This is a genomic window from Rummeliibacillus sp. POC4, from assembly GCF_003576525.1.
Taxonomy (GTDB): Bacteria; Bacillota; Bacilli; order Bacillales_A; family Planococcaceae; genus Rummeliibacillus.
The window spans coordinates 1-13,673 of record NZ_QWUA01000025.1 but is presented as its reverse complement, the minus strand read 5'-3'; the positions used below and the strand labels follow the sequence as shown (position 1 = coordinate 13,673).

At 33.8% G+C, this 13,673-nt stretch carries 15 protein-coding genes and 1 pseudogene; 7 read left to right on the top strand and 9 right to left on the bottom strand.

The features are described 5' to 3' along the window. Positions 1-84: 84 nt before the first annotated feature. From D1606_RS09430 to D1606_RS09415, 4 genes are all read right to left on the bottom strand, one after another. Complete coding sequence (locus D1606_RS09430) at positions 85-1,080, bottom strand: tetratricopeptide repeat protein (RefSeq protein ID WP_119415761.1); 996 nt, start codon at positions 1,078-1,080, stop codon at positions 85-87. A gap of 115 nt (positions 1,081-1,195) precedes the next feature. Continuing rightward, positions 1,196-2,101, bottom strand: coding sequence for an HNH endonuclease (locus D1606_RS09425; RefSeq protein ID WP_119415760.1), 906 nt, complete (start codon positions 2,099-2,101; stop codon positions 1,196-1,198). 157 nt (positions 2,102-2,258) lie between these two features. Beyond that, a complete protein-coding gene (locus tag D1606_RS09420) occupies positions 2,259-3,626 on the bottom strand; it encodes an amino acid permease (RefSeq protein ID WP_119415759.1) in 1,368 nt (455 codons plus the stop codon). A 345-nt stretch (positions 3,627-3,971) separates the two neighbouring features. Continuing rightward, complete coding sequence (locus D1606_RS09415; RefSeq protein ID WP_369973784.1) at positions 3,972-4,160, bottom strand: DUF2197 domain-containing protein; 189 nt, start codon at positions 4,158-4,160, stop codon at positions 3,972-3,974. Positions 4,161-4,457: 297 nt separating this feature from the next. On the opposite strand from D1606_RS09415, the gene D1606_RS09410 reads away from it, so the two are divergent. Together D1606_RS09410 and D1606_RS09405 are read left to right on the top strand one after the other, a co-directional pair. Then, complete coding sequence (locus tag D1606_RS09410; protein WP_119415757.1) at positions 4,458-5,276, top strand: purine-nucleoside phosphorylase; 819 nt, start codon at positions 4,458-4,460, stop codon at positions 5,274-5,276. 192 nt (positions 5,277-5,468) lie between these two features. Beyond that, the gene (locus tag D1606_RS09405; RefSeq protein ID WP_119415756.1) at positions 5,469-5,813 is read left to right on the top strand and encodes a hypothetical protein; all 345 of its coding nucleotides are present in this window, start codon (positions 5,469-5,471) and stop codon (positions 5,811-5,813) included. 125 nt (positions 5,814-5,938) lie between these two features. Here D1606_RS09405 and D1606_RS09400 read toward each other — a convergent pair whose 3' ends face one another. Beyond that, a complete protein-coding gene (locus D1606_RS09400; protein ID WP_119415755.1) occupies positions 5,939-6,484 on the bottom strand; it encodes a glutathione peroxidase in 546 nt (181 codons plus the stop codon). Positions 6,485-6,824: 340 nt separating this feature from the next. Further along, complete coding sequence (locus D1606_RS09395; protein ID WP_119415754.1) at positions 6,825-7,010, bottom strand: hypothetical protein; 186 nt, start codon at positions 7,008-7,010, stop codon at positions 6,825-6,827. 307 nt (positions 7,011-7,317) lie between these two features. Between D1606_RS09395 and D1606_RS09390 the strand changes: the two genes are divergently transcribed. Both D1606_RS09390 and D1606_RS09385 read left to right on the top strand, forming a co-directional pair. Beyond that, positions 7,318-7,926, top strand: a complete 609-nt coding sequence (locus tag D1606_RS09390; RefSeq protein ID WP_233548065.1) for a glycosyltransferase family 2 protein — start codon at positions 7,318-7,320, stop codon at positions 7,924-7,926. Between the two features lie 43 nt (positions 7,927-7,969). Next, positions 7,970-8,569, top strand: coding sequence for a glycosyltransferase family 2 protein (locus D1606_RS09385; protein WP_119415753.1), 600 nt, complete (start codon positions 7,970-7,972; stop codon positions 8,567-8,569). 179 nt (positions 8,570-8,748) lie between these two features. Here D1606_RS09385 and D1606_RS09380 read toward each other — a convergent pair whose 3' ends face one another. Then, positions 8,749-9,273: a class I SAM-dependent methyltransferase gene (locus D1606_RS09380; RefSeq protein ID WP_119415752.1), complete on the bottom strand. Its 525-nt coding sequence runs from the start codon at positions 9,271-9,273 to the stop codon at positions 8,749-8,751. Between the two features lie 245 nt (positions 9,274-9,518). On the opposite strand from D1606_RS09380, the gene D1606_RS09375 reads away from it, so the two are divergent. Genes D1606_RS09375 through D1606_RS09365 form a run of 3 tightly spaced genes read left to right on the top strand, consistent with a single transcriptional unit; the run spans position 9,519 to position 12,065 of the window. Then, positions 9,519-10,121, top strand: coding sequence for a glycosyltransferase family 2 protein (locus tag D1606_RS09375; protein ID WP_119415801.1), 603 nt, complete (start codon positions 9,519-9,521; stop codon positions 10,119-10,121). Positions 10,122-10,180: 59 nt separating this feature from the next. After that, positions 10,181-11,200, top strand: coding sequence for a polysaccharide biosynthesis protein (locus D1606_RS09370; protein ID WP_119415751.1), 1,020 nt, complete (start codon positions 10,181-10,183; stop codon positions 11,198-11,200). Between the two features lie 4 nt (positions 11,201-11,204). Further along, the gene (locus D1606_RS09365) at positions 11,205-12,065 is read left to right on the top strand and encodes a sugar nucleotide-binding protein (RefSeq protein ID WP_119415750.1); all 861 of its coding nucleotides are present in this window, start codon (positions 11,205-11,207) and stop codon (positions 12,063-12,065) included. A 617-nt stretch (positions 12,066-12,682) separates the two neighbouring features. Here D1606_RS09365 and D1606_RS19075 read toward each other — a convergent pair. Both D1606_RS19075 and D1606_RS19070 read right to left on the bottom strand, forming a co-directional pair. After that, the gene (locus tag D1606_RS19075; protein ID WP_233548064.1) at positions 12,683-13,039 is read right to left on the bottom strand and encodes a hypothetical protein; all 357 of its coding nucleotides are present in this window, start codon (positions 13,037-13,039) and stop codon (positions 12,683-12,685) included. Between the two features lie 77 nt (positions 13,040-13,116). Then, positions 13,117-13,673: pseudogene (locus tag D1606_RS19070) on the bottom strand (hypothetical protein); the annotation flags it as partial.

Sequence of the window (13,673 nt, the reverse complement as noted above, 5' to 3'; positions counted from 1 at the left end):
ATTCAAATGTTGGACAATTCACTCGTTAATACGACTTTCACAACTGTTTTAGTATATCATAGATAGCTATAGTTTCAACTGATTTCACACATCAAACAGCTCAGACTGTTCTTCAAGTAGATTTATAAGGTCTAATAAATCATAATCTGTTTCTTTTACCTCTCCAAACATCGCATGTACGAAATCAATATAACCGTCTGCCACTTCCTCTGGTGAGTACTGAAACCATTCAAATGGATAAGTTACAAACATATGCCTTGTCAACAAATATTGTACCATTTCCAAAGTTGTTGGTTCTTGTTCTAATAATTCTTCTACAAGTTTCAATACTTTTTTAGCAACAGGCAATTCATCAGGGAAATCTAGATCTATAGGGTTTATAGTACATTCTTTATCAAATTTTCTCACTTGTACTTCTATATCAATTTCTTGTTGGACAAGTAAGTACAATACAAAACTTTGAATCATCGGATGTGCGCGATTATCTTCAATTATTGCAACTAATAAGTTTTTCAGTGGACGAAGGTTCAGTTCACGAATAGCTTGTAGATGTTTCATTTGTTGCAAATTTGTTTGAGCAAAAAAGGTATCTGCTTTAAGTTGTTCAGATGTCTTTTCTAATTCCATATCACCTGGTTGCTCATTACTTTGCGAATCAGCAATCATAGCATTAAGATTTTTTATACGAATGAATTTATCTTGGGACTCTGGTGGGATTACCTCTTCCTCAAGTAGAGAACTGATTAATGTCTCAACTTGATTGAATTCTTTTAACTCCATTAATACCGTCAAATAAAGTTCCATAGTTTCTATGTATAATTGTGGACCTATAGCTAATAATTTCTCGCAAACAGCTTTCGCTTCTTGGAAATTTCTTGTTTCATACAAAGAAAATGCGTAGATACTTAATAGTCCTTCATCATCATCTGTATACTGCAAAGCTTCACGCAATGATTCAACAGCTTTATCATATTGATAATTTTCGGCAAACTTTTGACCTTCAGTTATTAGCCTATCAACTGCCCCAGGGAACACAATAACATTTTCATGTTTTTGAAGTTTTCTTCTTTTATTACGCAATTGTGTTCACTCTCCCTGAAATCATCATAGCATATTTTTATTTTAAGCATAAACAATTTTATATGACAAAAAACAATGTTTTTTTATATTATTTCAAAATGGTGACGCTTAACCATTATGGGTGAAAATGATAACGTTTATGCCATCTGAAATAAGTTTTATTTTCTTTGTTTATCGTAATCTTCTTATTAGCTGTCAATTGAAATCTACTGTATTCTTCAGGTTGAATTTGTTGAGAAATGTGTAATTTCCCACTACCATCTAACGAGATAAGTCCTTCTTCATATAAGACTGCATGGTTTGCACAAAGAAAAACACCGTTATAAGGATCATTTCTTTCTTCTAATAGACTATCTTTAATAGGTTTAGCATGAGTTGCTCGCATCATTTTTGGTAGATTAATATGACATATTGGACATTGACCATCCCATAATGATCTTTGACGTTCTATAAATAATGATTGCTCTTGTAGAACCTGTTGTTTGACTTCTTTATCTATATAATCTAGTAATGTAAACAATGGATTCGTCATTTGAATAGCATCAATAGATAATGATAATTGTTCTTCCGTATTCTTTTTGTTTAAAGTTCGAATAATACTAGAAAAGGCTAATGTCATTTCCTCATGGCAAGGATATAAATAACCACCATTTCCACTACCATCCTCTTGAAAAGCCGAATATTTCGTTGGAAGTAAAGGATAAATTTCTTGCCAAAAGTCCCTTATGATTAAAGGGATATCTAATGTAAAGTATTTGGTATAAACAACATGTCCTTTTTCTTCAGTCTGTAAACGGAACAAAACAGGTTTTGCTTTTTCTACACAATCACTTTGAGCAACACTAATCGCAACAATTGACCCTTTGACATAATGGAAGAGAATATCACCCTTCTTCACTTGTTTCATCCGGGCCCAAAAGTGAGGTTCTAGCCCTGCCTTATCATAGATTGGTGACCAAATCACCCCCAAATCCTTGTCTTCCTCATAAGTTTCTCCTTGCATGACGATGAAGCTACGCATCTAAAAACACTCCTTACTTCCTGTTGCTTGTTACTTCTATTATAACCCTATTGAGTTATGATTGAGAAAGATCTCGCTCTCTGCTACCGAAAACAAAAACCGGAAAAGCCCTTGTTCCAAGAGATTCCGGTTTTATGAAATGTTATTTATTTTTTTGTTATTTATATATTTTATACTCGCGTTTATGCATACCTAATATATAAAACAGTACTGTCATCAGTGCTATGAAAATAATCCCTACAATTAATGAAATCCGTGTCTCATCATTCATCCACATGCCTACTAATACCATCAATAAGAATAGGATGGTTACATAGTTACTTACTGGTGCAAAAGGCATTTTAAATGGATGAGTTTTCATATCTTCTGCATGTACTTTTCTAAAACGAATTTGAGCGATTAATAAGGCAAACCAAGGAATCATACCTGGTAATACGCTAGCACTATAAACATAAACGAATAGTTTAGACGGGGCTACAAAATTTAAAACAATCCCAATCACTAAACCGATTAAAACAGCGATAGTTCCCCAATATGGAACACCATTTTTAGAAACTTTCAAGAAAATTTTAGGTGCCTGACCATTTTCAGCAAGTGTATATATCATACGCCCAGCACTGTAAATCCCACTATTACATCCAGACATCGCTGCAGTAATAACAACAAAGTTGATGAAACCAGCTGCTACTGTAATACCGATTTTTGCAAATGTTACAACAAATGGACTTCCAACTGCTTTTAGTTCATCCCAAGGATAAACTGTAACAATGACAAAAATTGCGCCAATATAGAATATTAAAATACGCCAAATAATTGACTTTGTAGCTTTTGTAATGGATTTTTGAGGATCTTTTGCTTCACCTGCTGTAATACCGATCAATTCCACACCTTGATATGCAGCAACCACTAGTGATAATGCAAAGAAGAAGCCTTTAATGCCACCTGTAAAGAATCCACCATTTGACCATAAATTTGAAAAGCCAATGGGATGTCCACCGTTTCCAAGACCAAAGAAGATCAATCCAACCCCTGCTATAATCATTAAAATAATAGTAACGATTTTAATCAATGCAAACCAAAATTCAAATTCACCAAATGATTTAACTGATACTAAGTTAGCAATACCTAAAATCACTATAACAACAATACCAGGTGCCCATGCAGGAAGATCTGGAAACCAATATTGCATGTAAGCACCAACTGCAATAACTTCTGACATTCCGACAATTATCCATTGGAACCAGTTACTCCAAGCTGTTAAGTAACCAGCTAATGGATGAATATATTCATGTGCAAATGTAGCAAAAGATCCCGTTTTTGGCTCAAGATAAAGCATTTCTCCCATTGCACGCATGATGAAATAAACGAAAACACCGGCAATTGCATAAGCAAGCATAACAGATGGCCCTGTCCAGCTAATTGTACTTGCCGAACCCATAAACAAGCCAACGCCAATTGTTCCACCAAGGGCAATCATTTGGATATGCCTTGCTTCCAATCCCCTTTTCAGTTCTTTATTTGTCATTTTTAATCCTCCTATGTATTAACACAGATGTATTTACTATTACTTTCACTTTATATATTGTTCAATTATTTCTTCAATCATATTCAAACCAAATTTATATAAAGCAATAAATTGTATTGTATAAAAATTTATTTACGTCTTTAAGTGTAAACATTTTCGTGGAAAAATACAATTGTCTTTCTGAAAAAAACACTTATTTATAGCAAAAAACATCTTGTATATAAAAAAAGAGGATTAAAAGAGTTATTTTTAATATAAAAAATATTTTATTTTGGGAAAAATGACACAAAAAAATGATTTATGAATAGCAATCTCATAAATCATTTCTTATATTAACCTTATTCGTTACTTTTCATCATTGTATGAATCACTCGCATTCAAAACATTCTTAACTGCATCTACTCGCACTTTACTATGACAATCTTCACAAAACATAAATTGGCTTTTTCTTCCTTTATACATACGGAAAGCCAAGCTTCCTTCAGCTAATTGGAAGTTTCTTCTGCAGCTATTACAAACAACAGAATAAAACAACATTCATTCCTCCTCATAAATATAGATTGATTTCGTTCTTCCGCTAAATCATTTAGCGAAAAAATAAAATACTTACACTACTATATTGCGCATAATACCTAACATTTTATGTATAAATTCTATGATTTGAGCTGATTTTACCATTTTATAACTTAATTCTGTATTTTTTATTTATCTTGCTGAACCATGAAGAATCAATATCATTGTAAAAATACTTCTTTCATTATGAAATCCTTTGATTTTACATTATATTTTTCTTAGTTTAATCTTTTAATGAGATATTAAGGAGGAACTTAAATGCACAACGTTCAAGATATTATTGAAGCAAAAGAATTTATATTAAGCAAGACAACTAAAAAACCTAAGATTGGTTTAATACTAGGTTCCGGACTCGGCAATCTTGCAGATGAAATTGAAAATCCCATCAGCATTCCCTACAGTGAAATTCCCCATTTTGCAAAGTCTAGTGCAGTTGGTCATGCCAATGAGCTTGTTATTGGTACATTGAACGGAAAAACAGTAGCTGCTATGAAAGGTCGCTTCCACTATTATGAAGGATTCACATTAGATGAAGTGACATTCCCTGTTCGCGTGATGAAAGCTCTTGAGATTGAAACACTAATCGTCACAAATGCATGTGGGGCTGTCAATACTAACTTTAAGCCAGGAGATTTAATGTTAATCACCGACCATATCAACTTAGTCGGTGCAAATCCTCTAATCGGCCCTAATAATGACGAGTTGGGAACACGATTCCCTGACTTATCACAAGTTTACAATCAAGATTTGCGCAATCTTGCATTGGATGTAGCAAAGAAACAAAATATCACATTACAACAAGGTGTTTACGCTTGGTGGAGCGGACCAACATACGAATCTCCAGCAGAAGTTCGCATGATCCGTGTACTTGGGGCTGATGCATGTGGAATGTCAACCGTACCTGAAGCTATCATAGCTACTCATGCAAGTATGAAAGTATTAGGCATATCTTGTCTAACAAATATGGCATGTGGAATCCTAGACCAGCCTTTAAATCACGAAGAAGTGATTGAAGTTGCAGGTCAAGTAAATACGAAATTTGTTGGTTTGATCAAAGGGATCTTAGAAGAAATATAGGCTACGAATGACTAGAGATTAAAAAAAGAAGTCTGATGATATTATTCAGGCTTCTTTTTATTATTTATCAGAAAATGCTACCAACTATTTCATCATTATCGTTCGTTTAAAATGAATAACTTTTTTCGTTGCATAAAAACTTTTGTACTGGAGCAAAATTATAGAATCAAATCTAATTGGAGAACAACATTTATGATTATTCTTTCACTTTTATTGATGTTAGGCGGATTATTTATTATAAATGCGATTTACGCTTACCAAAACAAGAATATTGATCCTGACTTTTTATCCACTTTGTGGTACTACATTAAAGTCCTCCCTTTTTTCCTGTCTGCGAGTATGATGATTGGATATGGAGTTAAATTTTTAACAAAAATTGTAGATAACTTAACCTTTTCGCTTATTGCATCTAAAGGAATAGAGATTTTCGTGAGCGTTGCCATTGGTTACCTATTTCTAAAAGAAGTTCCAAATTGGCGTACCGGGGTAGGTATTATCATTATCTTAATCGGCTTTTTAGTATTGAAAGGAAAATAGAGGATATATTAATGATTAAAAAAGTCAGATTGAATAGTCTCCTATTGCATCTGACTTTCTATTCTGCTCTCACATCGATACTGTATTCTTAGTAAGATTTAAATTTTTTATTAACTATCTCTTTCTCACAATATAGCTTCAATTGCTTGTTCAATATCTAAAAATGAACTATACGGCTCAAAACGTTGTAATACGCGACCATTTTGATCTACTAAAAATTTTGTGAAATTCCAACGAATATTACGACCTATTAAATAATCTGGATAATTCGTTTGAATAGCATTGTATAAAATCTTTTGTTGTAGTGTTTCACGGGTAAATGGTGGACAATCTACCTCGTGTTTCAAGTAATTGAATAATGGATGTGTTTTATCTCCATTGACATCGATTTTATCAAAAACCGGATATGTAACTCCAAATTGAAGTTTGCAGTGACTAGCAGTAGTTTGACCATCTTCAGGATTTTGTTCACCGAATTGATTGCATGGAAATGACAGTACACTAAAACCCTTTTCTGCATAGCGTTCATACATCTTTTGTAAATCCTCATATTGATATGTAAATTCGCAATGACTTGCTGTGTTGACTATTAATAGGACCTTATTTCGATAGGTTTCCATTGATAAAATTTCACCGTTAGGTTTTTTAACTAAATAATTATAAATACTCATCGTTTTGCTCCTTATTATGTTTGTTTGTGATTGAATTCATTTACTAACATTTTAATAGCTTAAGAGACTTCTACCTAAACGCAACTACCAATATTTTGCCAAATTAAATTGCACACAACTCATTCTGGTGAGTACATTGTACTAAATTTAAATTCACTTTACAAGTTTTATGTATTGTTATCTAACCGATTTTCCTCTTTAATTATCGTATTTGCTAAAGTAAGTAAGATTTATTTATTTTTAGCATAAGGCTTTTCTCTTTTACCAATAGTACTTTGTACATAAAAGAAGCTAAGCTACTAAGCATTAGCTTCTTTCATTTGTTTATATCAAATATAAACTAATTCCATGCCGTGCGTTCACTTACAGGCTTATCATCAGTGGAGAACTCCCTTTCTTTTTTGAAGTCATTGGCATCAAAGTTTGCTTCAGCGCCAAATTCTTCATTTAGATGGTTTGCCTTGGTCTGACGACTTTTTGCACGCGGTTGTTTCTTTACTTCTTGCTTATTGTTTATATTTGACATAGCCATCCTCCACTCTTTTTATAAAACGCATTAATTTATTTAACACGTTTCAATAGAAGTTTGACCACAATCGCTCATTTTATAACACCATGGATATATAAATTATTGTTAGATAAATTTCTAAATATATATTGATAGTGCCGGCTAAATTCACTAAAAATCACACCAGACATTGATGAACTGAAGGTCGGAGTCGTCTCTCTATTTAACCTTCTAGATGGGAGTCCTTAACCTTTTAATTATTAGTGCATATAATATTGGAGAGATTTACGAGTTATAGACTTCTTCAGACAAAATGTGCAAAGGAGTGATTCCAATAAAATTTAGTTTTTTAACACCTGCTTATAATTCTGAAAAATGGATTAAACGACTGTTAGACAGTATTCCTAAACAGTATGCATATGAAATTCTTATTTGTGATGATGCTTCAACAGATAATACGCTAAATATTTTATTAGACTATCAGAAAAAATGCCCTCAACTTAAAGTCTTAAAAAACGAACAAAATATTGGCGCTAGTGAAAGTTATAATCGTTTAATCGAAGAAGCAACAGGAGATTACGTAGCTATTATTGATAGCGACGACATCTATTTACCAACCATTGTTGATGTATTAGAACAAATCGATGGAGAGTATGATATCTACTATTACAATATGTTAACAAAAAATGGTCAAGCATTTATTAAACAGCCTACCGATGGATATATGTGGCCAGGTCAATTTAAAATCATTCGCCGCTCATTTATAGGAGATGCTAGATTCGTAACGAGAAGAGAATATGCCGGGGATACTGATTTTAATATGGCGTTACTCAATAAAGGTCCTAAATGTAAATATACTGGGATTTTCGCATATTGGTACAATTACCCTAGGGAAAATTCAGAATCAGATTTACATCTTAGAGGGTTAAAATAATGTTTTATAGCATTAAAATAGTATATTTGAAAAGAGGTTTACTATGAAGTTTAGCTTTGTAACGCCCGCTTATAATAGTGAAGGATATATTGAAATGATGCTAGATAGTATTCCAAAAGAATATGCTTACGAAATCATCGTTTGTGATGATGGCTCTACGGATCGAACATTAGAAATTTTGGAGAACTATCAAAAAACATGTCCTCAACTTCAAATTTTAAAGCATGAAGTAAATAAAGGGACAAGTGAATCTTATAATGACTGCTTAGCTGCAGTTACAGGAGATTATGTAGCAATTATCGATAGTGATGATATCTATCTACCAACGATTATTGACGTATTACAACAAATTGATGGGACATACGATATTTATTATTATAATATGTTAACAAAAGAAGGAAGTTATTATATTCATGGTCCAGTTGATTGGCCAGGAAACTTTAAAATCTTTCGAAGAAGCTTAATCGGGGATGCAAAATATACAAAAAAACCTACAGGTGCTGATTTAGATTTTTATAATTCTTTATTAGCAAAAAATCCAACTCGCAAACATTTAGATATCTTTGCTTATTGGTATAACTATCCTCGAGAAGGCTCAGAGTCGGATTTATACTTTAAAAGTTTAAAGGGATTTACAGGTTAATCCAATCCTATTAAAAAGCTCAAAATTTTTACACCATCGTAAAAATTTTGAGCTTTTTCGTTTTTATTACGTTGGACATACGCCATAGAAACGCATTCGTTCAACTACTTACTTTCGGACGTATCGTCCTATCTTCGAACTACTTTCATTAAGTCATGTTTTACCGCGGCGGCTGATTCTTACTCATGCCAAGATAATTGTTTTTTACGTTTTCTGCAAAGTGTTAAACCCGGGTTAACTGGTAATGTCATTAATTCATACTCTGTTGTGTCTTTTGACAATTCTTCAATTGCTTGATAGGCTGTATCGCAAAGAGCCCTTTGCATCATCCAATTATCCCTTGGGTGTGTATCATGGAACAAAATTAAACCATGTGGTGAGACGAAAGGAAAATAATCATAAAAATCCTGTAACACCGCTTCTTTTGCATGGTCTGCGTCTATAAATAAAAGATCAATTTGTAAAGGATTTTTTTGTAATTCTTGTGCAAATTCTTGCGTAGTACCGTTAAAAAAATGGACTTTTTCCGACTGTTGCATAAAATTTCCTGCTGCTGGATTCATGTCAACCCCAATTAGTTTTTCCGCATAAGGAATCATGCGATTAAATAAATCACAGTGATATAAACCAAGTTCTACATATACTTTTGGGCGAATAAGCCCCCCTAGGAAAGCAATTAAATCCTCATGCCAATTTTGATCCAACTCACCACAACCTCTCCGATATATTCCCAAAAATTATAAGTGGTTATCTTCTTTATCATATTTTGAAATCGGCGTATTGTTACAAATAGTTCCATTTCTTTTAAAACGGTATGGAACTTTTATAAATAGTACCCAAACCAAATTTTCACCCATTCATATACTAAATAGAGCTTCATTAATAAAACTATGAATATTTTACTGCTAGACTATTTTAGAGAAGAAATTCATTGGAATGGGGTGTTTATTTGAAATTCAGCTTTTTATCCCCTGCGTATAATAGCGAAGCTTGGATTAAGCGAATGCTAGATAGTATTCCAAAAGAATATGCCTATGAAATTATTGTATGTGATGATGGTTCTATAGATCGGACCGTTGAAATTTTAGAAAAGTATCAGCTAACATGCCCCCAACTCAAAATTTTAAAAAACTTCTCAAATAAAGGCGCAAGTTATTCCTACAATCGATGCATTGAAGAAGCAAGCGGAGATTATATCGCAATTATTGACAGTGACGATATTTATCTACCTCCAATACGAGAAGTTTTAGCTCAAGTAGATGGGACATACGACATTTACTATTACAATATGTTGACTAAAATTGGGCAACGTTTTGTGAAGAGTGAAACAGATGGATACAGTTGGTGTGGGCAATTTAAAATTATTCGTAGAAGTTTTATAGGGGATGCGAAATTTACTGATCGAAAAGATATCGCTGGAGATTACGATTTCAATAAAACATTAGTCGACCAGTCTCCAAAGTGCAAATATACAGGTATCTTCGCCTATTGGTACAACTACCCGAGGGAAAACTCAGAATTTTATCTATATCAAAGAGGATTAAAATCATAAATCACTAATCAAGCACGATTAATATTTTATACTACATTAAAGTTTGGAGAGAATACAACTTGTTTAAAGATAAAATATTATTGATAACTGGCGGCACTGGATCATTTGGAAATGCAGTATTAAAGCGTTTTTTAAATACAGATATTAAAGAAATCCGAATTTTTTCGCGGGATGAAAAGAAACAAGATGACATGCGGACTTTATATCAAAATGATAAATTAAAGTTCTTTATAGGGGATGTCAGGGACATTAATAGTATCAGTCATGCTATGTACAATGTGGATTTTGTATTTCATGCTGCAGCATTGAAACAAGTACCTTCTTGCGAGTTTTTCCCTTTAGAGGCTGTCAAAACAAATATTCTTGGAACAGATAATATGCTGACTTCAGCCATTCAAGCAGGTGTAAAAAAAGTCATCTGTCTATCTACCGACAAGGCCGCTTATCCTGTAAATGCCATGGGGATTTCTAAAGCAATGATGGAAAAAACGTTTATTGCAAAATCACGAATAGTTCCTGATGATACATTGATCTGTGGGACACGGTATGGGAATGTAATGGCATCAAGAGGTTCGGTCATTCCATTATTTATAGATCAAATTAAAAGCGGAAAACCACTGACAATTACTGATGACAAAATGACACGCTTTATGATGAGTTTAGAAGAAGCAGTAGACTTAGTTATCTATGCATTCCATCATGCATCCAATGGTGACATAATGGTGCAAAAAGCACCATCCTCTTATATTAAGGACTTAGCTCAAGCTTTAATCGAATTATTTGGTACAAATAACAAAATTCATACAATTGGCACTCGTCATGGGGAAAAAATCTATGAAGTACTATTAACGAAAGAAGAAGCAGCAAAGGCAATTGATATGGGCAATTTTTATCGAATCCCCGCTGACAACCGTGATTTAAATTATGCAAAATATCTCAATCAAGGCTCCCCTAAAATTACATTAAGTGATGAATATAACTCCAACAATACAAAAATCCTTACCATTGATGAAATAAAACAAAAACTACTCACTCTCCCATTGATTCAAGAAGAACTAAAATCATGGAAGGGAGAGTAGAATATTGAAATTCTTAGTACTTGGTGCTACTGGGATGGCAGGTCATACGATTGCTTTGTATTTAATTGAAAAAGGCCACGAGGTCATTACTTATTCAAGAAGTCCCTTTTCCTTTGGGCAAAATATTAATGGAGAGTTAACTAATGATACATTTTTACGTTCCCTTCTGATAGATACAGACTACGATATTGTTATTAATTGTATCGGAGTTTTAAATAACACTTGTGATCAGGCACCAGCTAATGCGGTCTTTTTCAATAGTTTTTTACCACATAAAATTGTTGAAATATTAGAAGTAGATGAAAATAAAAGATTGTTTCATATGAGTACAGATTGTGTGTTTTCAGGGAAAAAGGCACCTTATTATGAGGATAGTCTTCGAGATGGTGAAACCTTTTATGACCGCACAAAGGCTTTAGGAGAAATTGAAAATGAAAAACATTTAACCTTTAGAAATTCAATTATCGGACCTGATATGAAAGAAGATGGAATTGGATTATTTAATTGGTTTATGAAACAAGAGGGGACAATTTATGGATATAACCAGGCGATTTGGACGGGAGTAACGACATTAACATTAGCAAAAGCAATGGAGAAGGCTGGAACGGAAGGATTATCAGGATTATATAATTTAGTTAATAATGAAATTATCAATAAATTTGAGTTATTAAATTTATTTAATAAGCATTTTAAAGATGAAAGAGTCACCATTTTACCTGAATCCAAAGTAAAATTAGATAAAACCCTTATGAATCGACGTAAGGACTTTAGCTTTGAAGTACCTACTTATGAAAAAATGATTATAGAGATGAAAGAGTGGATTGAATCTCATCCAATATTGTACCCACATTATTTTAATAAATAAAAATACTATATATCTCTAGATATAATTCAAGATGAATTCAAATTGAACATAAGTATTTATCAGAAAAAACCCGAACTACTACGAAACTCAAATGAGCATTTCGTATAATAGTTCGGGTTTTTATTTGAATTTTTTTATTTTTAATATAATTCATTTATACATTTTTGAAAATCTTGAGGTGTTTCAATCAAACATGCATCCCCTTGAGTATAAGAGTATTTAGTATTTAGCTGTACTGATGAGTCGTCTTACGTTAAAAAAAGTTGAAATACATTGTAGAGTCATGGTATTCATTGAAGTAGTAAAAGGCTCCTAACTTAGTGAGGTAATTCACAGCGTTGTAAATAACGATTAAAATTGTATGTATAGGGACGGGATCCTTATTTTCAATACATCTATATTAAAAACACAAAAAACTCATTACAATTCAAGACTACAATTTATGTAAAAGAAAGTCATTTATACAATAAATTACGTTAAAAATTGAAAACGGGTGGAGTCTAAACAATCCATTTATACTCCACCCAAAGTTAACTCAAAACGATTTCTAACCTTTTTGAAAATAAAAAGATACAACTTGTAGGAGTACTCCTATAGGTCCAAGTACTTCTATACCATCAGATATCATCAATTTTAATAACTCGAATGGATGCATTATCAATAGCTACTGTCCCTATAGTTCCTGGTAATGTTTGAGTAGTAGTAGAAACGTTGCGTAATGTTAGGACAGCTGGAACAGTGCTTACAGTTATTATCCCACCAGCTGTTAAAGTCACATCACTAGCTGAAAAAGCTCCGAGGACACCAAAAGTAGTATTAGGTATCTCGACTCCATTTAAAAATAGTGCCCAAACTGATGGAGTATTTAATGTTGATGTCACTGTTACAGTCTCTATAACATCGTAAATACCTGATTCGTTTATTTGCACCGCGTTACTAGCTAGCTGTACCGATGGCGTTTGGATTCCAGCCACTGTAAGAGGAACATCTTCTCCACTATCAATAGTCGTTGCTCCGGTTCTAAAGAAGTCCCCATAAGCTGCAATATTTGCTACTCCCGTTGCTCCGGTTGCTCCTGCTGGTCCGGTTGGTCCGGTTGCTCCTGTTTCACCTGTTGCTCCCGTTGCTCCTGTTGCTCCCGTTGCTCCAGTTTTCCCGTTGCTCCGGTTGCTCCCGTTGCTCCCGTTGTTCCCGTTGCTCCGGTTGTTCCCGTTGCTCCGGTTGCTCCCGTTGCTCCCGTTGAACCTGTCGGAATTGTTGTTAGTTCTATTGTTACAATAGCAGAACCAGGTGTTACTATAATATCTAGTGTGTCAGAATTAAAGGATAAACTATCCCCTAACCCTAAAGGTACTGCACCTGTTGCTCCCGATACAAAGAATAATGTTTGACCTGTAGCAAAAGATCCTGTCGGACCGGTTGAGCCTGTAGCACCTCTAGGTCCAGTATCACCTTCCTCGCCCGTTGCTCCCCTAGGTCCGGTTGGGCCGGTTGGTCCTGTTGCTCCTGTTTCACCTGTTGCTCCCGTTGCTCCTGTTGCTCCTGTTGAACCTGTTGTTCCTGTTGCTCCGGTTGAACCTGTTGTTCCTGTTGCTCCTGTTGCGTCCG